This is a genomic window from Botryobacter ruber, from assembly GCF_003347595.2.
Classification (GTDB): domain Bacteria; phylum Bacteroidota; class Bacteroidia; order Cytophagales; family Hymenobacteraceae; genus Pontibacter; species Pontibacter ruber_A.
In genome coordinates this window covers 25,784-48,862 of sequence record NZ_QCZK02000004.1, presented here as the reverse complement: position 1 = coordinate 48,862, position 23,079 = coordinate 25,784, and the positions used below count along the sequence as shown (strand labels likewise).

At 50.4% G+C, this 23,079-nt stretch carries 20 protein-coding genes and 1 pseudogene; 8 read left to right on the top strand and 13 right to left on the bottom strand.

What is annotated here, in order from left to right; genetic code table 11:
• Positions 1-76 precede the first annotated feature (76 nt).
• The 6 genes from DCW36_RS00475 to cmk form a co-directional block, all read right to left on the bottom strand.
• Complete coding sequence (locus tag DCW36_RS00475; RefSeq protein ID WP_114782528.1) at positions 77-373, bottom strand: hypothetical protein; 297 nt, start codon at positions 371-373, stop codon at positions 77-79.
• A 47-nt stretch (positions 374-420) separates the two neighbouring features.
• Positions 421-1,581 carry a PQQ-dependent sugar dehydrogenase gene (locus DCW36_RS00470; protein ID WP_114782489.1) on the bottom strand — a complete coding sequence of 387 codons (1,161 nt, stop codon included), beginning with the start codon at positions 1,579-1,581 and terminating at the stop codon, positions 421-423.
• A 377-nt stretch (positions 1,582-1,958) separates the two neighbouring features.
• The gene (locus DCW36_RS00465; protein ID WP_240675985.1) at positions 1,959-2,762 is read right to left on the bottom strand and encodes an alpha/beta fold hydrolase; all 804 of its coding nucleotides are present in this window, start codon (positions 2,760-2,762) and stop codon (positions 1,959-1,961) included.
• 302 nt (positions 2,763-3,064) lie between these two features.
• Positions 3,065-3,607, bottom strand: a complete 543-nt coding sequence (locus tag DCW36_RS00460) for a DUF502 domain-containing protein (RefSeq protein ID WP_114782487.1) — start codon at positions 3,605-3,607, stop codon at positions 3,065-3,067.
• An 82-nt stretch (positions 3,608-3,689) separates the two neighbouring features.
• A complete protein-coding gene (locus DCW36_RS00455) occupies positions 3,690-4,580 on the bottom strand; it encodes a 4-hydroxy-3-methylbut-2-enyl diphosphate reductase (RefSeq protein WP_114782527.1) in 891 nt (296 codons plus the stop codon).
• A gap of 9 nt (positions 4,581-4,589) precedes the next feature.
• Positions 4,590-5,294 (bottom strand): (d)CMP kinase, encoded by a 705-nt coding sequence (cmk, locus tag DCW36_RS00450; protein WP_114782486.1) that lies wholly within the window; start codon positions 5,292-5,294, stop codon positions 4,590-4,592.
• Between the two features lie 257 nt (positions 5,295-5,551).
• Between cmk and ade the strand changes: the two genes are divergently transcribed.
• A complete protein-coding gene (ade, locus tag DCW36_RS00445; protein WP_114782485.1) occupies positions 5,552-7,189 on the top strand; it encodes an adenine deaminase in 1,638 nt (545 codons plus the stop codon).
• A 51-nt stretch (positions 7,190-7,240) separates the two neighbouring features.
• Positions 7,241-8,086: a sulfite exporter TauE/SafE family protein gene (locus tag DCW36_RS00440; RefSeq protein WP_114782484.1), complete on the top strand. Its 846-nt coding sequence runs from the start codon at positions 7,241-7,243 to the stop codon at positions 8,084-8,086.
• A gap of 57 nt (positions 8,087-8,143) precedes the next feature.
• Here the strand turns inward: DCW36_RS00440 and DCW36_RS00435 are convergent, their stop codons facing one another.
• Positions 8,144-8,593, bottom strand: coding sequence for a response regulator (locus DCW36_RS00435; RefSeq protein WP_240675984.1), 450 nt, complete (start codon positions 8,591-8,593; stop codon positions 8,144-8,146).
• Between the two features lie 187 nt (positions 8,594-8,780).
• Positions 8,781-9,761: pseudogene (locus tag DCW36_RS00430) on the bottom strand (PLP-dependent cysteine synthase family protein); the annotation flags it as partial.
• A 329-nt stretch (positions 9,762-10,090) separates the two neighbouring features.
• Here DCW36_RS00430 and sucD point away from each other — a divergent pair.
• Positions 10,091-10,981 carry a succinate--CoA ligase subunit alpha gene (gene sucD, locus DCW36_RS00425; RefSeq protein ID WP_114782482.1) on the top strand — a complete coding sequence of 297 codons (891 nt, stop codon included), beginning with the start codon at positions 10,091-10,093 and terminating at the stop codon, positions 10,979-10,981.
• Positions 10,982-11,303: 322 nt separating this feature from the next.
• Here the strand turns inward: sucD and DCW36_RS00420 are convergent, their stop codons facing one another.
• Positions 11,304-12,248 carry a hydrogen peroxide-inducible genes activator gene (locus DCW36_RS00420; protein WP_114782481.1) on the bottom strand — a complete coding sequence of 315 codons (945 nt, stop codon included), beginning with the start codon at positions 12,246-12,248 and terminating at the stop codon, positions 11,304-11,306.
• 476 nt (positions 12,249-12,724) lie between these two features.
• Between DCW36_RS00420 and DCW36_RS00415 the strand changes: the two genes are divergently transcribed.
• The 3 genes from DCW36_RS00415 to DCW36_RS00405 all read left to right on the top strand — a co-directional run bounded on the left by DCW36_RS00415 (position 12,725) and on the right by DCW36_RS00405 (position 14,530).
• A complete protein-coding gene (locus tag DCW36_RS00415) occupies positions 12,725-13,198 on the top strand; it encodes a Dps family protein (protein WP_114782480.1) in 474 nt (157 codons plus the stop codon).
• Between the two features lie 58 nt (positions 13,199-13,256).
• Entirely contained in the window at positions 13,257-13,814 is a 558-nt protein-coding gene (locus DCW36_RS00410) for a peroxiredoxin (protein WP_114782479.1), read from the top strand.
• A gap of 125 nt (positions 13,815-13,939) precedes the next feature.
• Positions 13,940-14,530: a carboxymuconolactone decarboxylase family protein gene (locus DCW36_RS00405; RefSeq protein WP_114782478.1), complete on the top strand. Its 591-nt coding sequence runs from the start codon at positions 13,940-13,942 to the stop codon at positions 14,528-14,530.
• Positions 14,531-14,682: 152 nt separating this feature from the next.
• Here DCW36_RS00405 and DCW36_RS00400 read toward each other — a convergent pair whose 3' ends face one another.
• The 4 genes from DCW36_RS00400 to DCW36_RS00390 are packed head-to-tail and all read right to left on the bottom strand — an operon-like array spanning position 14,683 to position 20,310.
• Positions 14,683-16,380, bottom strand: a complete 1,698-nt coding sequence (locus DCW36_RS00400; protein ID WP_114782477.1) for a sodium:solute symporter — start codon at positions 16,378-16,380, stop codon at positions 14,683-14,685.
• Positions 16,377-16,520, bottom strand: a complete 144-nt coding sequence (locus DCW36_RS22405; RefSeq protein WP_164890990.1) for a hypothetical protein — start codon at positions 16,518-16,520, stop codon at positions 16,377-16,379. The genes DCW36_RS00400 and DCW36_RS22405 overlap by 4 nt, the downstream gene beginning before the upstream one ends.
• Before the next feature lie 41 nt (positions 16,521-16,561).
• Positions 16,562-17,701, bottom strand: coding sequence for a PDDEXK nuclease domain-containing protein (locus tag DCW36_RS00395; RefSeq protein WP_114782476.1), 1,140 nt, complete (start codon positions 17,699-17,701; stop codon positions 16,562-16,564).
• Positions 17,702-17,745: 44 nt separating this feature from the next.
• On the bottom strand, positions 17,746-20,310 hold the full coding sequence (locus tag DCW36_RS00390; protein ID WP_114782475.1) for a PIG-L family deacetylase: 2,565 nt from the start codon (positions 20,308-20,310) through the stop codon (positions 17,746-17,748).
• Positions 20,311-21,538: 1,228 nt separating this feature from the next.
• Between DCW36_RS00390 and DCW36_RS00385 the strand changes: the two genes are divergently transcribed.
• Both DCW36_RS00385 and DCW36_RS00380 read left to right on the top strand, forming a co-directional pair.
• Entirely contained in the window at positions 21,539-22,228 is a 690-nt protein-coding gene (locus DCW36_RS00385) for an MnhB domain-containing protein (protein ID WP_114782474.1), read from the top strand.
• Between the two features lie 179 nt (positions 22,229-22,407).
• Positions 22,408-22,779 carry a DUF3221 domain-containing protein gene (locus DCW36_RS00380; protein WP_164890989.1) on the top strand — a complete coding sequence of 124 codons (372 nt, stop codon included), beginning with the start codon at positions 22,408-22,410 and terminating at the stop codon, positions 22,777-22,779.
• Positions 22,780-23,079: the final 300 nt, after the last annotated feature.

Below are 23,079 nucleotides of genomic sequence, written 5' to 3'. Positions count from 1 at the left end.
AAGCACAGGTAGTGAGGCAGTTATTTTATTGCAGCACAAGCAGCAGCGGCTGTGGTGGCAGGTGCAGAAAACTTTTTCAGACGGATTCTTCGCTGAGCGCAGCCGCAATGGCCTCCCACTCTTCCTGCAACGATACTTCGGGTCTTTTCCGGCCGGCTTTACTGTACCAGTAATCGGCATTCCAGAGGTCGCCTTCTTTGCGGTGCAGGTAAGCATGTATCCAGGAAGCATCTTTATCCAGTACATCCTGGATGAGCACATGCGCTTTCTCCCAGTCGCCGCGGGCATCGTGCCAAAGTGCCTGCAGGTAAACAGAGGCAAAGGCAGGCAACTTACCTGTTGCGACACTTTCCTTAAAAGCTTTGAAGTTCATGTTTGTAGAGCGATACATTTTTGAACATTGCGTTAAAACAGCAGTTCTTACCCACCTGTATAGGTGATCCGGTAAACAGCATCGTTTTTATCGTCGGACACCAGCAGCGAGCCGTCGGGCATCACGAGCACATCTACGGGGCGGCCCCAGTCGTTGCCATCCTGCAGCCAGCCTTCGGCGAAGGGTTTGTAGGTAGTGTTTCCGCTGCCATCCTGCGTGACGAGCATTACCCGGTAGCCAATTTTCTCGGAGCGGTTCCAGGAGCCGTGTTCGGCAATAAATACCTGGTTTTTGTACTGACCAGGAAACATGCTGCCCGTGTAAAACTTCATACCAAGCGCAGCCACATGCGGCCCCAGGTTCTGCACGGGTTTGGTGAACTCGCTGCAGTTCCGATTGCTTCCGAATTCCGGATCGGAGATGGTGCCGCCGTGGCAGTAGGGGTAGCCGAAGTGCATGCCTTTGCGGGGCGCACGGTTCAGCTCGTCGGGCGGCACATTGTCGCCCATCCTGTCGCGGCCATTTTCGGTAAACCACAGCTCTTTTGTTTCGGGGTGCCAGTCGAAGCCCACGGTATTGCGGATGCCTTCGGCAAAAATTTCAAGGCCGGAGCCATCCGGGTTAATGCGGGTGATGGAAGCGAAGATTGGCTTTTCAGGTTCACAGATATTGCAGGGCGCCCCCACCGGTACATACAGTTTGCCATCCGGCCCAAAGGCAATGTACTTCCAGCCATGCGAACGCTCGTCGGGGTACTGGTTGTAAATAACCTCGTATTTGGGTTTGTTCCGGAAAGTGTTTTCGATATCGGGAAAGCGCAGGATGCGGCTGACCTCTGCTACATACAGCGCTCCGTCTCTGATGGCCACACCATTGGGCATGTTTAACCCTTTAGCTACTTCCACAACTTCCTCTGCTTTGCCGTCTTTGTTCTTGTCTACTACCGCAAACACTTTTTCGTCGCGGGTACCTACAAACAGGATACCCGAAGGACTCAGCACCATAGAACGGGCACCATCCACCTCTTTGGCATAATAATCGATCCGGAAGCCCTGCGGCAGCTTTATCTTCGCCAGGTCCTTATCTACCGGTCCGCCGGGGTTATCAACGGCAGGAGGATTCCCACTACGGGTATCGCCCTCATTGGAGGAGCAACTTACACTTATCAATGAAAAATAGCAGAGCAAGAGACAGGCAATATATTTCATAGCTTGGATTTAATTCCGGTAGAAGCACAAATAACCGATGGTCAGCTTACCTAAGCGGACACAACCTTTACCTATACTGTTCTGGCTTGGTTTGGTTATTAGATGTGGGAGGTAGAAAGTTTGGAAGTTAGAAAGGTAAAGAGGTAGTTCTTTTGTTGGGGTTGAACATTTTTAACCCTGAAATTTCTTTCTGCTCCTGCCTCCATTGCCTCTGCTGTTTGTCTGAACACGATTAAAAGATTTATGGATTACCAGGAGGAGAGGCAATGGAGGCAGGAGCAGAAGACTTTCTCTGTGCAATTTGAAAAAGGGTTGAAGATTTTCAACCCCTACCTTTCTACCTCCTAAACTCTCTAACTCCTAAACTCCCAAACTCTCTAACTTCCCCGCCGCTGGTGCAGCAGTTCGGCTACTTCGTGCAGGAGGTGCGAGTGGCCTGTCTTCAGCACAATCAGTTCGCCTTTATCGAGGGCTTTTATGAAAGCTTTCATGCGTTTGGCCGTGATGATCTGGTCATATTCTCCCAGGATCATGGTGACGGGGATCTGGTACTTGTTCAGTGTTCGCACCAGTTGGCGGATGTCGACTTTGAGTTTCCGGAACCCGATCCAGCTACGGTAGATGCGGAGGCGCTTGGGTGTGCTGTCCATCTGGCTTCGGGTAAAGCGCAGCAGGCTCCGGGGCATTAAGTTGGCTTTATCGAGCACCCGCACGAGTTGGAAGAAAAAGCCCGGTTTGAGTACCGTTCGTTTAAACAGCTGCTGCAGCCAGCCCGGATAGGTGGCTATATTGTACCAGAAGCTTGTTTTGATGCCGTCAGGGGCAATCAGGTACAGCTCCTCTACCCGCTCGGGCAGCTGCTCTGCCAGGGTGAGCACAAACTTGCCGCCCATGCTAAAACCCATCAGCGTAAACCATTCTATTTTCTGCTCCTCCAGGAAAAATGTAATTAGCTCCTGCAGGTGCTCCTTGGAGAGCGGTATCTGCTGTTTGTACAAGCGGCTGTTGCCATGGTAGAAGAGGTCGAAGGCGTAAATCGTGTAATCCTGCCCCAGCGCCTTCTCCATCGGCAGGTAATACGCGCTGCTCTGCCCATAGCCATGAAACGCCAGCATTATCCGGCTTCCGGAGCCGAGCTTCCGGTAGTGCAGTTTCGAGCTATTGAGGCTGATGAGAGGCAAGGTTAGTTAGAGAGTTTGGGAGTTAGAGAGTTAGAGAGTTAGAAAGTTTAGGAGGTAGAAAGTTAAAAAGGTAGAGAACATGTAGGGGTTGAAGATTTTCAACCCTGTAACGGAAAGGTAGAAAGGTTAGAGGTCTGACTGTAGAGACGCGGTGCCCGCGTCTCCTACACGAACCACAAACAAATCGAATCAATCCTGCTGTTCCTTAAATCTTCTTAATCGTGTTCAGACAACCTTAATCATGAAAATCCCTAAATTCTGTAAATCCTGATTCAGACAAAGTAATCGTGTTCAGACAACTCCTACAGCTTAGATACACCACCGGATACGATGAATTTCATGACTTCGCTGCTGGGGGCGTCGAGGTAAGTCACATTTTTCTTAGGCACGATGAAAAGCTCGCCCGAGAAGTTGTAGGAGTGCGGGAAGTACACGGCTACCCGGTCCTCTACGTTGATGGTGAGCAGCGTGTCCTGCGTAACAAAACCCAGCTTCAGGTTATCGGACTGCTCCGTCATCTTTACCAGCACAGGCTTGTTAAACTTTTGATTATCACCGACAAAGGCATTAAACAAATCCTTGATGCTGGAGTAGATGATGCTGATGAGCGGCACCCGGTGTACCAGGCGCTCGGTGTACAGGATGAAAGGCTTTACAAAAAAAGAAGAGCCGATATAGCCTACCACCGTAAGCAGAACCACCATGATCAGGATACCGAGCCCGGGAACGCCCAGGTCTAAAATACTATCCAGCCAATCCAGAATAGCCACCACTATCCAAACCGTAATGGTAAGGGGGGCTATAATCAACAAGCCATTTAAAAAATAGCGTACGAAGCGATTCATAAAACAAATTCAGCAAAAAAGGCTTTGCAACCGCAAAGCCTGAAGGTACTATTTGTAAAAGCTAACGCAGAGCAGCATCTTCTTAAACAACTGCTTCGGTAAGCGCCGTAATGCCTTTTGCCACCTGCTGCATGAGCCACATTGGGGTTGAGGTAGCGCCACAAATGCCCACACTGGCGGCATCTGTAAACCACTCCCTTTCCAGCTCTTCCTCGTTCTCTACAAAATAGCTCCTCGGGTTGTGCTGCTTACATACGCTGTAGAGCGCTTTGCCGTTCGAACTTTTCTTTCCGCTCACAAATATGATCACATCATGCTCTGCAGCAAAACGGGTCAGCTGTGGCTCCCTATTAGACACCTGGCGGCAGATGCTGTCGTTGGCATCGAAGGCTGGCAGTTTGCTGTCCTGGTTGGCCTGCTGCAGGCGTTCCTCTATCAGGGCTTTGATGTGGTAGAAGCCTTTGGTGCTCTTGGTGGTCTGGCTGAAAAGCGTAACAGGCCGGTTAAAGTCAATTTTGGCCAGGTCTTCCTCGGTTGTTACTATAATAGCCTCGTCCCTTGTCTGGCCTGCCAGCCCGATGACTTCGGCATGGCCCACCTGCCCGTAAATTACGATCTGCGTATCGGCGGCTCTGCCGGAATCAAAGGCATGCTTCACCCGGTTCTGCAGCTTAAGCACCACCGGGCAGGAGGCATCTATCAGCTCGATGTTATTCTCCAGCGCCAGCTTGTACGTCTCCGGCGGCTCGCCGTGCGCCCGGATCAGCACTTTGCAGTCCCGGAGTTCTTTCAGTTGCTCCCGGTCTATAATGCGGAGGCCTTTGGCGTACAGGCGCTGCACTTCCATGCTGTTATGCACAATATCACCGAGACAATAGAGTTCTTCACAGTTCCGCATCTCGTCTTCGGCCATCTCAATGGCAAACTCTACGCCAAAACAGTAGCCAGAGTTTTTATCTATTGTTACTTCCATGTTTACCACTCAACTCTGTTGCTCAGAGTATGCTTCATTTAATATTTTTGAACCCACCTTATGCAGCACAAAATCTACCTGTTCCTCGATCACCATGTGCGAGGTATCGAGCAGGTACGCATCTTCGGCACGGCGCAGCGGACTTTCGGCACGGGTCGAGTCTATCAGGTCGCGCTTTTCGAGGTTGGTTATGATTTCGTCGAGGTTTACAAGCTGTTTTTTCTCCAGTAACTCCTGCTGCCGCCTTTTGGCGCGTGTCAGCACATCGGCAGTCATAAAAATTTTCACCTCGGAATCCGGGAAAACCGCTGTGCCAATGTCGCGGCCATCCATTACCACGCCACGCTTTTTACCCATCTTCTGCTGCTGGGCTACCAGCGCCCGGCGCACCTCTGCAATAACGCTTACCTCACTCACCTGGTTCGAAATATACATTTTGCGTATCTCGTCCTCCACGCTCAGGTCGTTGAGCACCACCTCGTTGCGTTTGGCTTTTGCATTGTACCAGAAGGTAATATCGATATTACTCAGGGCCTTCTGAATCTCTTTGGGATTGGTAAGCGAGATGTGGTGCTGCAGAAAGTAAAGTGTAACCGCTCTGTACATGGCGCCCGTATCGATGTAGGCGTACCCGAGTTCGGCGGCTACTAATTTGGCGGTGGTGCTTTTCCCGCATGAGGAGTAGCCGTCAATGGCGATTACGATCTTCTTCATAAGAGGCTGAAAAGGGTGTTAGTTCGATTCGCAGGGACAAGGTACATTGCCCCGTTTGCTCTTTCTTAGATATGCCGCTGTTTTCTTTTGCTGCGGTGTTTTCATGCTGCAACCGGCCAGTGTGCCTGTTGCCAGAAAGCCGGCCAGTATCATGTATGCAAATATCTTTCTCAAAACGGCTAAATTTAACGCAAATATAAACTAATTTAGGGTTCCTGCCTTACCTGAGGGCAATTTATCTAACCACACACATCCCCATGCAAAGCAATTTTTCCATCAGCGGACGCATTGTAGACCTGCACCAACAGGAGATTTACGAAGGCACTGTTCACGTAACTAACGGACAGATAAAAAAAATAGTTCGTGAAGCCGTAGAAGCCACCCATTATATTCTGCCCGGTTTTGTGGATGCCCACGTGCACATCGAGAGTTCGATGCTGGTTCCCAGCGAGTTTGCCCGCCTGGCTGTTGTGCATGGTACCGTTGCCACGGTGTCGGACCCGCACGAAATCGGAAATGTGCTGGGGGTGAAGGGCGTGGAGTACATGGTGGAGAACGGGAAAAAGGTGCCGTTTAAATTTTATTTCGGGGCGCCGTCGTGCGTGCCGGCTACGCCTTTCGAGACAGCGGGTGCCGAGATTACAGCTGCCGACATCGAAACCTTGTTCAAGCGCGACGAAATAAAGTACCTGGCCGAGATGATGAACTGGCCCGGTGTGCTGCACCGCGACCCGGTGGTGATGGAGAAGATTGAGCTGGCAAAGAAATACGGAAAAGCCGTAGACGGCCACGCGCCGGGGCTGCGGGGCGAGCAGGCGCGGCAGTACGCTGCGGCCGGCATTACTACCGACCACGAATGCTTTACCGCCGAAGAGGCGCTGGACAAGCTGGCCTGCGGCATGAAAATCCTCATCCGGGAAGGCAGCGCCGCCAAAAACTTCGAAGCGCTCATCCCCCTCCTCGCCGACTACCCCGACCGCATCATGTTCTGCTCCGACGATAAGCACCCCGACAACCTGCTGGAGGGCCACCTGAACCTGCTCGTAAAACGGGCGCTGGCCAAAGGGCACAACCTGTTCCATGTGCTGCGGGCCGCCTGCCTCAACCCGGTGGAACATTATAAGCTGGAAGTGGGCCTGCTGCGGGAAAACGACCCGGCTGATTTTATCCTGGTGGATAACCTGGAGGCTTTCAATGTTACCGCTACCTACATCGATGGCACTTTGGTGGCAGCAGCTGGAGAAACGAAGATCAGCTTTACACCCAGCGAGGAAATCAACAACTTTAACACGACACCCAAAATACCTGAACAATTTGCCGTGCCGGCTACCGGCGAGGCCTGCATACGGGTAATCGACGCATTCGACGGGCAGCTGGTTACCCGCGAAAGCTGGGCCACATTACAGGCTCCGGATGGCCTGCTTGTTTCTGATACGAGCCAGGATGTGCTGAAGCTGACAGTGGTAAACCGCTACCACGAGGCTCCTCCTGTAGTGGCCTTTATCCGGAATTTCGGACTGCAGCGCGGTGCTATTGCCTCTTCTGTAGGGCACGATTCGCACAATATCATTGCCGTGGGTGTAGACGACGAAAGCCTGTGCCGGGCCATAAACCTGGTTATAGGCGCAAAGGGTGGCGTATCGGCGGTAGATGGCGCCAGCGAACAGCTGTTGCCTTTACCTGTGGCCGGCATTATGTCTGCCAACGACGGGTACAAAGTAGCAGCAGCTTATTCGGCTATCGACCGTATGAGTAAAGAGATGGACAGCAAACTTGCTTCTCCGTTCATGACACTCTCCTTTATGGCGCTGCTGGTTATTCCGTCGCTCAAGCTTAGCGACAAGGGGCTGTTTAACGGGGAAACTTTTGAATTCGTATCTGTTACCGGGCTGTAGCTAAGCACACCCCGGAAGTTTATACATGCTGGCGCCCTGGCGCTGTTGCGAATGGAAAACTTTTTAATATTTCTTCTGGGCGTTCTGGTAAGCGGATTCGGAACTATCATCGGGTTTGGGGGTGGTGTGTTTATGGTGCCGATCCTGATTATCTTTTTCGGGTATAACATGGAAATTGCCGTAGGCTCCACCATGACAGCCGTAGTACCCGCCGCCATCATTGCCTCTCTTTTCAACCTGCGCGACAAAAGCATCGATTACCTGGTGGGCACGCTCATCCAGTTTCCGGCCGTGGCCGGCACCGTGGTGGGCGCTTTCCTGGTCGCTTTTCTGCCTGTTTTCAGGCTGCAGGTTATTTTTGCAACTTTTGTTGTGCTTATTGGCTCTTTAATGGTTGTACCGCACCGGCTCCGGACACCACCCCGGCATTCGGGCCTGATGTACTCCATTCGCAACATTCCTACCTCGTTTATCCGGGTAAACCGGGAGCACCACCTGGCCTACCGCATCAATGCTGGCCTGGTCGTAATTTTTGGGTTCTTTTCGGGTATAATGGCAGGATTGTTTGGCATTGGCGGTGGTTTTTTGCAGACCCCCATGATGATAAAGCTTTTCCGGATACCGCCTAACGTGGCCACCTCTACCTCGCTGTTCATCCTAGTGATCACCAGCGTGACGGGCTCCATCAGCCATTACCTGATCGGCAACGTATTCTGGCACCGGAGCCTGCCGCTGATTATTGCATTTGCCGTGGGGGCACTAGGCGGAAACATATTCAAACGTTACCTCACGCCCAGGCAAAGCATGGAAACCCTCATTGGCATTGGATTACTGTTGGCCGGCATTGGCGTGGCCATCAACCTGGCGGTTAAATCGCACTTCGGATTTTCGTTTTAAGAGCGAAAAGGTACAGCAGCGGCTGTGGTGGCTGGTGCAGAGAACTTTTTCAGCCCGTCACATCTCGGACAAAGGTTCTTCCTTGCCCTTAAAATATTTATCGAGCAGCATGTTTATCTTCTCGGCAGTCAGCGGCTTGGTCAGGTATTCGGCGGCAAACTTCCGGGAGGTGTCGGTATCATACGGGTGGGTGGAGGTGGTAAGTACCGTCATCACAATCCGGTTCCGGAATTCAGGATTCAGGCGCTCAAACAGGTCCAGCATTTCAAAGCCATCCATTACCGGCATGTTGATATCCAGGAAAATAAGCTCCGGCTGGAAGTAATCCGGGCTTCCGGGCTCATAGTTTCCGTTGCTCACGTTGTAGAGGTAATCAAATGCCTGTTTCCCGTTCACAAAAGTCCGGATATTATCCGCTATCCCCATCCTGCGTAACAGGCGTTCGTTCAGAAAGTTAGTTGTATCATCATCATCGATGAGTAAGATACCAGTAAGTTTTCTCATCATTCCCTATGCTGCTCAACTTTAAACCATGGAAACCTGCTGCAATAGTAGTTTCCTCCCCTATTTTACTAGCTACCTAAATCGTAGCATTATGGTTATCTTATTTTTGTTTTATTCCAGCCCGATAAGGTAGGCAATAAAAAAGCCTGAAACAATTTCCAGGCTTTCGTTTTTTCAAAAATAACTGTTAATCGATGTAGCCCTGCGAACGCATCCAGTCGTCGTTGTAGATTTTGGCCAGGTAGCGGGTGCCGTGGTCGGGCAGCAACACCACCATCATATCTTTTTCAGTCAGGTGCTCGCGCGCGTACTCCAGCGCCCCATAAACGGCAGAACCGCTCGACCAGCCCACAAACAGCCCCTCTTCCCGTGCCAGCCGCCGCGTCATCAGCGCACCGTCTTTGTCCGATACCTTCACAAAGGTGTCGATCAGGTCGAAGTCTACGTTTTTGGGCAGAATGTCTTCGCCTATCCCTTCGGTGGCATACGGGTAAATCTCTTTCTCGTCGAAAACACCTGTTTCTTTGTATTTCTTGAACACAGAGCCATAAGTATCGATTCCGGCTGTTTTGAGAGACGGGTTTTTCTCACGGAGGTACTTGGAAATACCGGAGATGGTGCCGCCGGTGCCAACGCCACAGGCAAAGCAGGTGATGTTGCCGGATGTCTGGTCCCAGATCTCAGGGCCAGTCGTTTCGTAATGGGCCGCGGTATTGGACAGGTTATCGTACTGGTTCGGGTAAAACGAGTTCGGAATTTCCCGGTTCAGGCGGCGCGCCACCGAGTAGTACGAATCCGGATGATCGGGCGGTACATTGGTGGGGCATACCACTACTTCGGCGCCGACCGCTTTCAGGATATTGATCTTCTCCTGCCCCTGCTTATCCGACAGGGTAAAGATGCACTTGTAGCCTTTGGCAATAGCCACCAGCGCCAGGCCCATACCGGTGTTCCCCGAGGTACCCTCGATGATGGTACCACCCGGGCGCAGGATACCTGCTTTCTCCGCGTCCTCGATCATTTTAATGGCCATGCGGTCTTTTACGGAGTTGCCGGGGTTAAAATACTCAACTTTGGCCAGCACGGTAGCCTTAATGCCATCCGTCACTTTATTCAGCTTTACCAGGGGCGTATTCCCGATGGCTTCGGTTATATGATTCAGATACTTCATTTCTGTTCCAGTTATTAAGATGATGCTACAAAGGTACGCAATTTAATTTTTTTAGCAGGCGCATCAGGCTAAACAAGACGGAAGCGGAGCTGCAAGCAAAGAAGCAGCGCATAAAACTTCTCTGCTCCGGCCACCACTCCTTTTGCTCCTGCTTTCTTGTTAAATAAGGCTACTCCCGGCAACTGCACCTGTTCATAAAGGGGCTGTAGCAGTAGTTTTGCATATGTTTTGGAATTAGACCAACTATTTTTTGCATGCCCCACAAAAAAGCCTATTTTTGCACAACCTTTAGTTAGACCCTCTATACATCAACTATTTAAGATACGCACATGAGTGTTTTAGTAAATAAGAATTCCAAAGTGATCGTGCAGGGCTTCACCGGCTCGGAAGGTTCGTTCCACGCACAGCAGATGATTGAGTACGGCACTAACGTTGTTGGTGGTGTAACGCCAGGCAAAGGGGGCTCTACCCACTTAGACCGCCCGGTATTTAACACCGTAGCGCAGGCTGTACAGGAAACCGGAGCCGATGTTTCCATCATCTTCGTGCCGCCGGCTTTTGCTGCCGATGCCATCATGGAAGCTGCCGACGCCGGCATCAAAGTAATTGTTGCCATCACCGAAGGTATTCCGGTTAAGGACATGGTAGATGTTAAAAACTACATCAAAAACAAAGACCTTACGCTTATCGGACCAAACTGCCCGGGTGTGATTACGCCAGGCGAAGCGAAAGTAGGCATTATGCCAGGTTTCGTGTTTAAGCCAGGCCGTATCGGTATCGTGTCTAAGTCTGGTACGTTAACTTACGAAGCTGCCGACCAGATCGTGAAAGCAGGTCTGGGTATTTCTACTGCTATCGGTATCGGTGGTGACCCGATCATCGGAACACCTACTAAAAATGCGGTAGAGCTGCTGATGAACGACCCTGAGACGGACGCCATCGTGATGATTGGTGAGATCGGTGGTAACTACGAGGCTATGGCATCGCAGTACATCAAAGAAACAGGCAACAAAAAACCAGTTGTAGGCTTCATCGCCGGCCAGACAGCGCCTCCGGGACGCCGCATGGGCCACGCAGGTGCCATCGTAGGCGGCGCCGACGACACAGCTGCTGCTAAAATGAAGATCATGCGCGAGTGCGGCATCTACGTAGTAGAGTCACCAGCCGAAATCGGCGACGCCATGGTAAAAGCACTTCAGGAAACTGGCGTGAAAGCGTAATTCCAGCTAAAAACAACATAAGAAGAGCGGCTGTCCTGACTGGGGCAGCCGCTTTTTTTGTCTGAACCTTTGATTTGTGTGATTTTAGAGATGTACCTGATTTTTTGTCTGAACACGATTAAATGATTGAAGGATCAACAGGATTTTTTAGTCTGAACAGTTGATGGTAGTGATGGAATGATGGGTGTGATTTTATGTTTGCTTTGTTGTCTGAATTCGGATTCGTCAGATTTATGGATTAACAGGATTACAACCATTTAACGATTTAGCCATTCAACAATTCAACCCCATTAGCACATCAGCACATTAAAAAATTAGCACACTACCGAATCGCCACCACCTGCTCTTTTTTCCTGTTCCTGATCTCTTCCGGCACCGATTCTATAATTTCCTGCTGCAGCGCCTCAATCAGCTTTTTCTTCAGGAAGCTGCGGTGTACTACCAGGCTTACCTCCCGCAGCGGCTGCGGTTCCTGGAACGGGCGCACCAGTTTCCGCTTGTCGGCTGGCATGTCGAGCACCGACAGCTCCGGGAGCAGCGTCAGGCCGTGCTGGGTTTCTACAATGCGCCGGAGGGTTTCGAGGGAGCCGCTCTTGTAGTCGAAATGCCCTGAGTGAGCTGCCATGGCTTTGCCGCCCCGGTTGCAGATGTTAAGGACCTGGCTCCGGAAGCAGTGGCCTTCATTCAGCACCCACAGATCTTCGAGGCTCAGCTTGTCCGGATCGATGGTTTTACGTTTTGCCAGGGGGTGGCTGGCGTTGATGTAAGCGACAAAGGCTTCGTAAAACAGCGGCAGTTCCTTTATGCTTTTATCTTCGAGCGGGGTCACCAGCAGCCCCACATCCAGCAGCTCATGGTTTAGCTTCTCCACAATCTGGTGCGTAAGCAGCTCCTGTACCGTAACCTGTACCTGCGGGTACTTTTGCATAAAACCGGTAATAAACAGCGGGATAAGGTAAGGCGCCAGCGTCGGAATGACACCAATGCGCAGCTCCCCTGCCAGCTCCTGTTTCTGGTTCTGCACGATCTCCTGAATCTTCTTCGCCTCGGCCAGCACCACACGCGCCTGCGCAATTATTTCCTTCCCCAGCTCCGTGGGCCGCACCGGCACCCGGCTCCTGTCGAACAGCTGCACCCCCAGCTCCTCCTCCAGCTTCTGCAGCTGCATGCTCAGCGTGGGCTGCGTTACAAAACAATTTTCCGCCGCCGTGGCAAAATGGCGGTACGTATCTACGGCCAGTAAATATTCGAGCTGTACTAAAGTCATTTTAGTTAGAGAGTTAGGGAGTTTAAGAGTTTAGGAGGTAGAAAGTTAGATAGGTAATGACTTTGGTAGGGGTTGAAGATTTTCAACCCTTTCACAGATAGCAATGCGGATTACCTGTAGAGACGCGGTGCCCGCGTGCTGGTGCGAGCTTGTAGCTCGTACCTTCATACCTTGAACAAGATTTTTCAATGTAGGTACGAGCTACAAGCTCGCACCAGCAAAAGCTACAGGTTCAAAGCCTCATTCTTAAATTTCAATCATTTTGTAAATCCTGATTCAGATAAACATTTAATCACAAAAATCATTTCATCCTACCATCAACGGTTCAAAATCAAGCAAATCACCGTTAATCAACGATTCAAACAAATCTATAGATTTAATCTATCATATCATAAAAACAATCGATTTGATTTATAATCACAAACCCTGCACCTTTGTATCGAACCTTAAGCACAAGCACGAAACAAAACGAAATTATGAACAAGCTAAATGAAATAGGACTGCAGCAGAAAGATAGCCAGAAGGTAGCAGACCAGCTGAATGTACTGCTGGCAAATTACCACTTATTCTACCAGAACCTGCGGGGCTTCCACTGGAATGTGAAGGGCGTGTACTTCTTCCAGCTGCACGACAAGTTTGAGGAGCTGTACGACAATGTCCTCACCAAGATAGATGCCATTGCGGAGCGAATCCTGACAATTGGCCAGCAGCCGCTGCACACATTCTCCGATTACCTGAAGGTGTCGAGCATAACAGAAGCAGGAAACCTGAGTAATGGCATCGATATGGTGAAAGCCACCTACGAAAACCTGACGGTACTGCTGGGACTGGAGCGCGAGATTCTTAGCCTGGCTGCCGAAACCGGAGACGAAGGAACCGTAGCGCTCATCAGCGAAGACATCAACGAAAACGAAAAAACACTCTGGATGCTGAAAGCTTTCCTGAGCTAAAAAAACAAAAACTACATCTACAACAATTTAACAAGTAAGCAATTAACCATTAAACAACATGTCACAAAATAGAATTTTATCAGTAGGCGCCACGTTTCCGGCTTTCAAAAAACAAGCAGTTGTATCACTGGAAAAAGGCAAAGAGTTCGCCGACATCACCCACGAAACGCACAAAGAAAACGATCAGTGGATGGTGATGTTCTGGTGGCCGAAAGACTTCACGTTTGTGTGCCCTACCGAGATTGCCGAGTTCAACAAAAACTACGACGAGTTCCGCGACCGCGATGCCTTGCTAGTAGGCGCCTCTACCGACTCTGAATTTGTGCACGCCGCCTGGCGCCGCGACCACGACGACCTCCGTGGCCTCCGGTTCCCGATGCTGGCCGATACTTCCAAATCGCTGGCCGAAGAGCTGGGCATTCTGGAAGCCGAAGAAAAAGTAGCTTACCGTGTAACGTACATTGTAGACCCGCAGGGAATTATACGATGGGTTAGTGTTAACGACCTGAGCGTTGGCCGCAACGTGGCAGAAGTGCTGCGCGTGCTGGATGCGCTTCAGACTGACGAACTTTGTCCGTGCAACTGGACAAAAGGGGAAGAAACGTTAGCTGTTTAACACGCCCACTTTCCATATATATAGTGCAGCTTAAGTAGGTTCAGGAAGGGTGGCTGGTTAACAGCCACTGCTTCCGCTGCTTAGGTTGAACATGATCAAACTCTCATCAAAAAGGAAAAAATACCATGCTACTATCTGCAACACAGGAAACTAAAACAGATCTTTTAAAAGACTTAGGGCTGAACGAAGAACAACCGTTCTACAGCCTCGATAAACTCGCCGACGCCGACTCAAGGTACCTGCGCGACCTGCGCGTGAACCTGAAAACCGCCATCGCCGGCGAAACACTTTCTCCAAAAGAAGCTTACCTGCTGGCCTTAGCCGCAGCAGCCAACGAAGAAAACGTAACCCTGATCAGTGCGTTTGAGGAGAAAGCCAAAGAAAACGGCGCTACCGAAGCCGAGACAGCCGAAGCCATTGCCTGCGCCTCGCTGCTGGCTACGAACAACATCCTGTACCGCTTCCGCCACTTCGCGCACAAAGACATTTATGAGCAGCTGCCAGCCCGCGTGAAGATGAACATCATGGGCAACCCGGTATTGAGCAAAGAGTTTTTCGAACTGGTAAGTTTAGCGGTTTCGGCCATCAACGGCTGTGAGCGCTGCGTGGCTGCCCACGAAGCGTCTGTCCTGAAACTGGGAGCTACCGAACAACGCATATTCGATGCCATTCGCGTAGCCGCCGTGGTAACTGGACTAAGCAAAATCGTTAATTAAGTAAAGTGATATAACACCTTGGAAAGGGCCTGCAGTTACTGCAGGTCTTTTTTATTTTGTACCGACTCAAATACACAACCTATCGTTGCCAGCGCCTCTTTTTTCATGTAGAAAGTTCTACTGCACCTGCCACCACAGCCGCTGCTGCTTTCTTAACGCACAGGCTGTCGCTGATTGAGCACAGTTTGAAGGACCAGCCCAAACAAAATCACGCAGCCGCAGCCAATTACATTAAACCACAGAAAGGCAATATCGGTGAAGTAGTGGCAGTAAAGTACTACCGCTTCGGCAAGCAGGGCAGCCATAAACACCGCGTGGCCTTTGATGTACTTGAAGTAAAACGCCACCAGGAAAATACCCAGAATGGTGCCGTAGAAGAGGGAACCGATAATGTTAACTGCCTGGATCAGGTTATCCTGGCGTGTGGCAAAGGTGGCAAACAGAATGGCAATTACCCCCCAGGCTACCGTATACCACCTCGACGCACTCAGGTAATGGCTGTCGCTCGCATCGGGTTTTACAGACCGTTTGTAGATATCGATGACCGTTGTAGAAGCCAGCGCATTCAGTTCCGATGCCGTAGACGACATGGCGGCCGATAAGATAACAGCCAGCAACAGCCCCACGAGTCCGGCAGGCAGGTAGTTGGTTACAAAGGAGATAAATACATAATCTGTGTCTTTGGTCTCTGCTCCCGGTATAGCTTTGGCTACCAATCCTTTTACTTCTGATGATATTTCTTTCGATGCCTGCTGCAGACGTACCACCTCGGCTTGTGCAGTGGCAATGGTGGCATCATCAGCAGAACGTAAGGCCGTAACAAGCTCCTGTACCGCTTCCTGTTTTTGGTTGAAAACTGCCTCGTGCTGCGCCTCGAGCTGCTGCATTTCTCCGGCGTAACTTGTGGCAAACACGCTGTCGCGGGCGGCGCTGTTAAAAAAGGCCGGCGGCTGGTTGAACTGGTAAAACACAAACACCATCACCCCGATAAACAAAATCATAAACTGCATCGGAATTTTGAGCAGGCCGTTGAACAGCAGCCCCAGCCGGCTTTCGGTAACGGAACGCCCCGTCAGGTAACGCGCCACCTGCGACTGGTCGGTACCGAAGTACGACAGCGCCAGGAACAGTCCGCCCGTAATGCCGGACCAGAAATTGTAGCGGTCGTTCCAGTTGAAGGAGAAATCCACGATGTTCATGCGGCCCATTTTACCGGCCACCGCCACGGCATCGCCCATCGATATTCCCTCGGGCAGGTAATGCACCACCATGTAACCGGCAATCAGCATCCCTCCTATCATCACGGCCATCTGCTGCCGCTGCGTCACGCTCACCGCCTTCGTTCCACCGGATACGGTGTAGATAATCACGACAAGCCCGATCACAATACTCGTCAGGTTCAGGCGCCACCCCAGGATGGTAGAGAGGATAATGGCCGGTGCATAGATGGTAATACCGGCTGCCAGTCCGCGCTGCACCAGAAACAGGAAAGCCGCCAGCGAGCGTGTTTTCAGATCGAAGCGATTTTCGAGGTACTCGTAAGCGGTGTAGACGTTGAGGCGGTAAAATACCGGGATAACCGTGATAGAGATAATGACCATGGCAATGGGCAAGCCAAAATAGAACTGCACAAAGCGCATCCCATCTTCGTAGGCCTGCCCGGGTGTGGAAAGAAAGGTGATGGCACTGGCCTGCGTAGCCATTACGGACAAACCGATGGTCCACCATTTCATGCTGTTGTCGCCTTTCAGGTAGCCTTCAATATCCTTGCTGCCGCGGGTTTTCCAGATGCCGTATATCACAATAAAGCCCAGTGTGCCCAGCAATACGATCCAGTCGGATGGTCTCATTCGTAGTATTTGGTGAGGAAATAGAACACAACAACCAGGAACGCCAGGTTGCCCAGCACCAGCAGGTACAGCTTTTTCCAGCTACCCAGGATGGGAGGTCTGTGTTCTTGTTGTTGTAGTTGCTTGTTGTTTTTGTTCATGAATTGAAGAATCGGGAATTACTTAGAACTGTTAAATCAACCTAGATGGCTTCCAGTTCTGTTTTAATAAACTGGACAAGTTTATCGGTACTTGGTAGTTGGAGGAGGTATTTACTTACAAATAAATTTTGGTCCATCCCGGCTGTAGCATACTCTACCAAAGCCTCATTCTTGTTTGTCACCAAAAGTATCCCAATCGGATCATTATCGTTCTCCTGTTTTACCTCCTTTTTGTAGTAATTGAGGTAAGTGTTCAGTTGTCCGGCATTGGCATGATTAAACTCATCTACTTTGAGTTCTATCAGCACATGGCATTTTAAAACCCTGTGGTAGAAGACAAGGTCGATAAAGAAATATTCACTGCCTATCAAAATCCTTTTCTGACGCGCCTCCAGGCAAAATCCATTCCCCAACTCCAGCATAAACTCACGCAGGTGGTCCAGCAACGCAGCCTCCAAATCCGATTCTTCCACGACATCCTTCATAGGAAGGCCTAAGAACTCAAAGGTGTAAATATCTTTTACTAATCCCCTTGTTGATAAGGTTTGAGATTTAGCTTGAATACTTTTTATTAATTGGCCCGGACTCTTCGATATACCTGAACGTTCAAAAAGCAGCGTGTTTATTTGCCTTTTCAATTCTCTGACAGACCAGGTACCTTTGATGGCTTCAGCAACATAAAAAGTGCGTTTTAGGTCATCGTCCAAGGTTAGCAGCAACGTAATATGGGAAAAGGAAAGCGACTGCACCATTTTAGTTGCAACAGCTAGCTTTTCGGAGGTGGGCTCTTTAGAGAGCATATTTTTTGCATCGCGGTCCAATTGGGCAGACAGTGTCTGCCTAATTTTAGATTCTAACAATTCTGCAGACACCGTCTGCAGAATTTTATCACTAATAAAGAACTGCAGAGAACACCCTATTTCAGGAAAAACTAAATAAAATTGTCTATATAGATTCAAGTTTCTATAAGACAAACCACTTTTGTTTAATTGGTCTGCAATAACTTTAAGTACTTTTTCGCCATACTGCGCCCTTTCTTCTCCATGCTGCTCAAACTCAACAATGTAGTATCCAATAAACCAGTTCCTGAGTGTAAGCAATTGGTTTACTGCCTTGTTTGCTTCCTGCGCAAAACCGGCATCAATAGATTGTATATTATAGACCAGGTCTGTTAACTTCATCCTGAAAAATTTTGAAATGGTAATTTATTGAAAGCAGCCTGCCGCTACAACCCCTTCCCAGCCTTACCCGCTCCGGTCGCCGCCTTCCCCGAAGCAGCATCACGCATCCCCAGCGAAATCAGGTTGGCGAACAGCCGGTACGCGCCTGGCACACCCGCAGGCAATTGCCGGAACCAGGAGTAGCCGGTGTAGATGTAGTTGCCTTTGCCATAGGAGGCGATAAGCAGACCGCCGTCGCGGGCAGGTTCGCCGGGGTCGTTGGAGGAGAGGATAGCCTCATACTCTTTGCTCCACTCGCTCGGAAAGTACAGACCGCGCTCCTGCACCCAGCCTTTGAAATCCTGGTGCGTAATTTTATTGGGCGTGTTGAGTACCGGGTGTTCCGGTTTCAGGAAACGCACCTCGGCCTCCTCCACCGTTACCCGCTCCCGCGACAGCTTTAAGGGATAAGGCGCAATTTCAGGTGTTACCAGCGGACCAACGGTGTTGTACTGCACGATCAGGTTGCCACCGTTCCAGACGTACTGCATGAGCAGGGGCTGGTAGTGCTTCAGGCGGTCGACGGTGTTGTAGGCGCGAATACCCACAACAATGGCATCGAACTGTTGCAGCGTGTGCAGGTTCATGTCCGCTTCCTGCAAAATAGTAACATCGTAGCCCATTTGCTGCAGGGTCAGGGGCAGGTCGTCGCCGGCTCCCATCAGGTAAGCAACCCGCTCGCCCTTCTTTTGCAGGTCCAGCTTTACGACTCTGGAAACAGCTTCCGGGAACGTGGTTTGCGTGGGAATGTGGCTGTAGGCGATGGTGCTGAGGCCTTTGCTGTAGGTTTTTCCGGCTACGGTAGCCACGGCTTTTAATACCGCATCGTGCTGCCCCTGCGGCGGATAAACAGTGAACCGCACCAGTTGCTCGGTCCCTTTGGCTTTGAGGTCGAAGGGAATGGAGGCCGGCTCTATGCGCCAGCCCTGGCGGGGCAATTCCAGGGTTACTGCACCAGCCACGTTTGCCTTTCCTGCTGTTAACTTTACCAGCACTTGCTTTGGCTCCTGGTCCGGAAACACAAATACCTTGTCCGGCAGGTTCACGAGCACCGGCGGCGTTACCTCGAAAGGCTGGTACACCTCCCCCTCCACCGGATCAGAGCGTTTGTAAATTACCGGAACCGTGTAATCGATCACCTGCCCTGCCACCTGCACGGTAAACACGACCGGGGCAGCCGGTTTGTTCTCCGGCAAGCCTACCTCCTGCTGCGTTTGTACATGGTACATGCCCAGGCTCGGTTCTTGCCGGAGCCAGTACGGCTGCGTGTAGGGTGTGGCAGCAGGCAAAACAGGCACAACCGTAAATTTCAAGGGTTTATTTTCCAGCAACCTGGTAGCGAGGGTGGTATCTTTGCGGGCAAAGGAAAACTGCATCCCCTGCAGCGTCACCGGCAAAGCCGAACGGTTGGTTGCTTCCACCTGCAGCCGCACGGGCTCTCCCGGAACAACTGCGACGTCGGTAGCCGCCACCTCCAGGTACAGCCCGAGCGCATGCTTCACCACCTCCTCCAGTTCCTGGAGCTTTACCTGTTTCCAGTGGCTACCAGGCAGCTGCTGCATCTCTTTACGAACTGCCAGTAAAGCAGGCACGATGGCAGCCGGGTTATCGGCACGAAAGTCAGCGATAACTTTTTGCAGCAGTTTGCTAACCTTCTCGCCACCTTTCACGCGGCTCCAGGAGGTGTTGATGCCTTCGAACAGCTCTTTCTGCGCCTTGTCGCCTTTGGTGTGGTCGAGGTACTCGATGGAGCTGCCGCGGGTGCTGCTGGTGCCAAAACCCTGGCTCTTGTGCATGCTGCGGCTTTCGGCAGCGATTTCGGGGTAAGATTTTCCCAGCGTGGGGTTGTAACCGCCCACATCAATTTTCAGCAACTGCGCGCCATAAGCGTCGAACTCCTGTTGGTTCCGGAACGACCACACGCCCGTGTTCCAGAGCAGGCGTTTGGGTTGCCACACCTCCACGTACTGCAGTTGCTCCGGAAAGCGTTTCGGGTCTGCCGCTGCCTCGAAAGCCTCTGCTGCAAGTATGGCCGAGGCGCTGTGGTGCCCGTGGCCGGCACGGGCATCGGGCGGGAAGCGGGTAATGATCACATCAGGCCTAAACTTGCGGATTACCCACACGGCATCGGCCAGCACCTGTTCCTTGTCCCAGATGGTAAAAGTTTCGTCGGAGTTTTTAGAGAAGCCGAAGTCGTTGGCCCGGGTAAAGAACTGCTGGCCTCCGTCGATGCGGCGCGCCTGCAGCAACTCCTGCGTCCGGATAATTCCCAGTTCCTCCCGTATCTGCGGCCCCACCAGGTTCTGGCCACCGTCTCCGCGTGTTGCCGACAGGTAAGCTGTGTTGTACAGTTTTTCGTTGGCCAGGTAGGCAATCAGGCGGGTATTTTCGTCGTCGGGGTGTGCGGCCATGTACAGCGCGCTTCCGAGCACGTTTAATTTTTTTATATCCTGCAACAGTTGGGCGGCAGAAGGTTTGGCAGGCATCTGGGCGTTTGTGCTGCCCAAAAACAGAAACCACAGGAACGGTAAAATAAAAAAAATACGCCTGAAACTGGATACGGTTCTCATGGTTCGGTATTATCTAGTATTATGCGAATAACGGTTATTTCGTAAAGCTAAAAAAATACAGCAACAAAAACTTCAGAATCCGAATGGAACACATGTAACGCTGCTTCTTCAGTTATTCATCCCGGATTGGCACAGACCAGGGCACCTTATTGAGGGCAGTTGTATTCTGGTGGCATTTGTAACATGTAATCCTGTTATCCAGTAGATATGCTAAAATGTTGAACTACTAAAATTTACAGACTATGACCCTCATGCTGATAATCATCCTGGCTGTTGTAATTATCATTGGCATCATCTGGTTTAATGCCAAAACGCCAAAATAAACAGCGGCAGCAGACCGATCGCTTTGCCTGGCAGCTATTCCCATTGCTTCAAACCCGATATGGCACAAAACGGCATGCCTGCCAGTGAGAACCAGGCCACCAGCAGCGCTCCGCCCGCCTTCTTACTCCGGAAGCCGTCGCTACTTTTTGCGCCGGCTCAGCTTTCCCTTACCTTCAGAAAAAAAGCGCTTTGGGCACCTCCTCTGAACAGGAGTTCCGCATGCCAGGAACGAAGGTATCCTGTTGTTACGTCCCCCCTTCCGGAATAGTGCTGCTCCACCAGCTTTTGGTGCCACTTATACCAGGTATAACATACGGTATCAGCTGGTTATACCGAAGCGCGGTTAACGGTAAAATTCAATTTTCCGCACTGTTTCACTTTTTAACGCTGGCGCCAGGTGTAGCTAAAATACGGATGCCTGCATAACAAAAATCCCGGTAGCTCACACCACTGCAGTTCTTCTTTACCAGGCTACGGGCAGCAAAGTTCCTATATAGTCAGGGCGCTAAATAATTTTATCAGATCCATAAAATAAAGCACCTGCAGGAGCAGTCTTTTAAAAGTCCTTCATTATTCTCCTACAACATTTGAACACTTTTCAACTCCGATGGTTTAAAGCAGCTCAAATAAATTCTACCTCAATTATTATTCGGGGAACCTTGTGCACAGTAGAAGTTGTAGTAGTAACTGCCAGCATGATTACTTAACAGTTTTTAACCTAAAAATTTGTTTTACTCGATTAGTTAAATAGATTTGCAGTTAATTTAGAAAATTTAAAATTTTCTCACTCAGTTACAGGTCAGCGTGTTGTACAGAGAAGATCCTGCGGAACGCAAAGCAGGAATGACCCTTTACATTTAAGATTTTTACTCTGATACCGAGTTATTTTAATGTTCATAAACATATGCAAAAGAGGATAAATAAGATTGAAGATTTCGCGGACGAATTTCTTCAATCCTATTACACCAGCCACCACAGTGGCTCCAGCCTGTTAATCCGTAAAGGGGAAAAAACAAGGAAAGGCGTTAAAGTAGACGCACTTATCACATTCAAACATCCGAAAGGCTCCCTTTTTACTGCCACCCTGACCACCGCTCATTCAGCTAAACTTTCCGCGCTGCTCACCGATTATAAAAAGAAAGGCTTAAGCAAATTCCGCTTCCTGACTGCGCTTGTCCTGCTCATTGCCACAACCTACCTGGTATCGCTGGCTTTACACTGGGGTATAGCGGCAGGTGTTGCCTTTGTAACGGCTTTAGCAGGCTTTATTCTTCACACAGTTGCAGAAAAACAAGCTCTCCGGAAAAAAATAAATTCTATCCTCAACACGATGCAGCGCTACCATGCAAACAATCAGTGGCTTGGCATCTCCATCAGCAGCCTCACGTTCAGGAACAACCCCTTGGCGGCTTATTTTCTGTCGCTGTGCCAGGAAAGGGGAGTTGGCGTAATAACCGTAGGCCAGCGCGGAAAAGTTGTACTGATGCAGGAGCCACAAACCGTGGAGCTGCATGAAAATGATTTTCTGGCGGAATATACAGAAGGCGAAAAGATCAGGAACACGTTCACGAATCCAACCCTGAAAGTAGCTTAATTACCGGGATCATATACCGAAAAGCCGCCTGTTACAGCACCAGTAGCAGGCGGCTTTTCTTTTATGCAGCAAACATCGTCCGGTTCAGGACAACCTGTTGCCGCAATAAAGAGTAGTAAAATTATCCTTTTCATTATAACATCAGACAGAACAGAAAGCTGACCACGAAAAACTGCGCCATGAAATACTTAGCCACATTTGTCTTTTTATTTGCTGCCTTTGTAACAGGCTGTACAGGCCAGACAGGAAAGGCTATTCCCGACACAATACCGGACATAGAGGGTAGCATTACTACCCTGAAGCGGACGAACCCTAAAATTGAGCAGTCGGTAGCAGTTGTACTGGTAGAAGCCATCGCTGACCTGGAAACAAACTACCCGAAGGCCAGTATCAAAGTCGATGATAAAACACACATAGAAGATGCCGAGGGAAATGTACTGAAGGTAGAGCAGCTGCAGGAACAGCAGCAGGTTGAGGTATGGTTCGACGGACCTGTAATGGAATCGTTTCCGGTTCAGGCACATGCTGCAGCCATACGCGTAAAACTGTAGCACATGAAACCTATCTTTCCTTTGCCACTCCCTTAGCCACGGCACAACCAACCAGCAGAACGAAGTGATTTGCCCCTGCCACAGTTACCTACCCCTACTACCAGGAAATCAGGTGCCCGCATGACCGCCTTACCCGCAGGGCAAAGCCGGAGGCTGTTTTTTACGGAAAAATACAACATGCTTCCATCGCCGGTTCGTTATAGCGCCTGCTGCTGCTGTTTTTGCACCTCCTCCTGCACTTTTCCGGCAAGAAGCTTATAACGCACTACCAACCCGGATTCAGATACGTATAATCCTTAT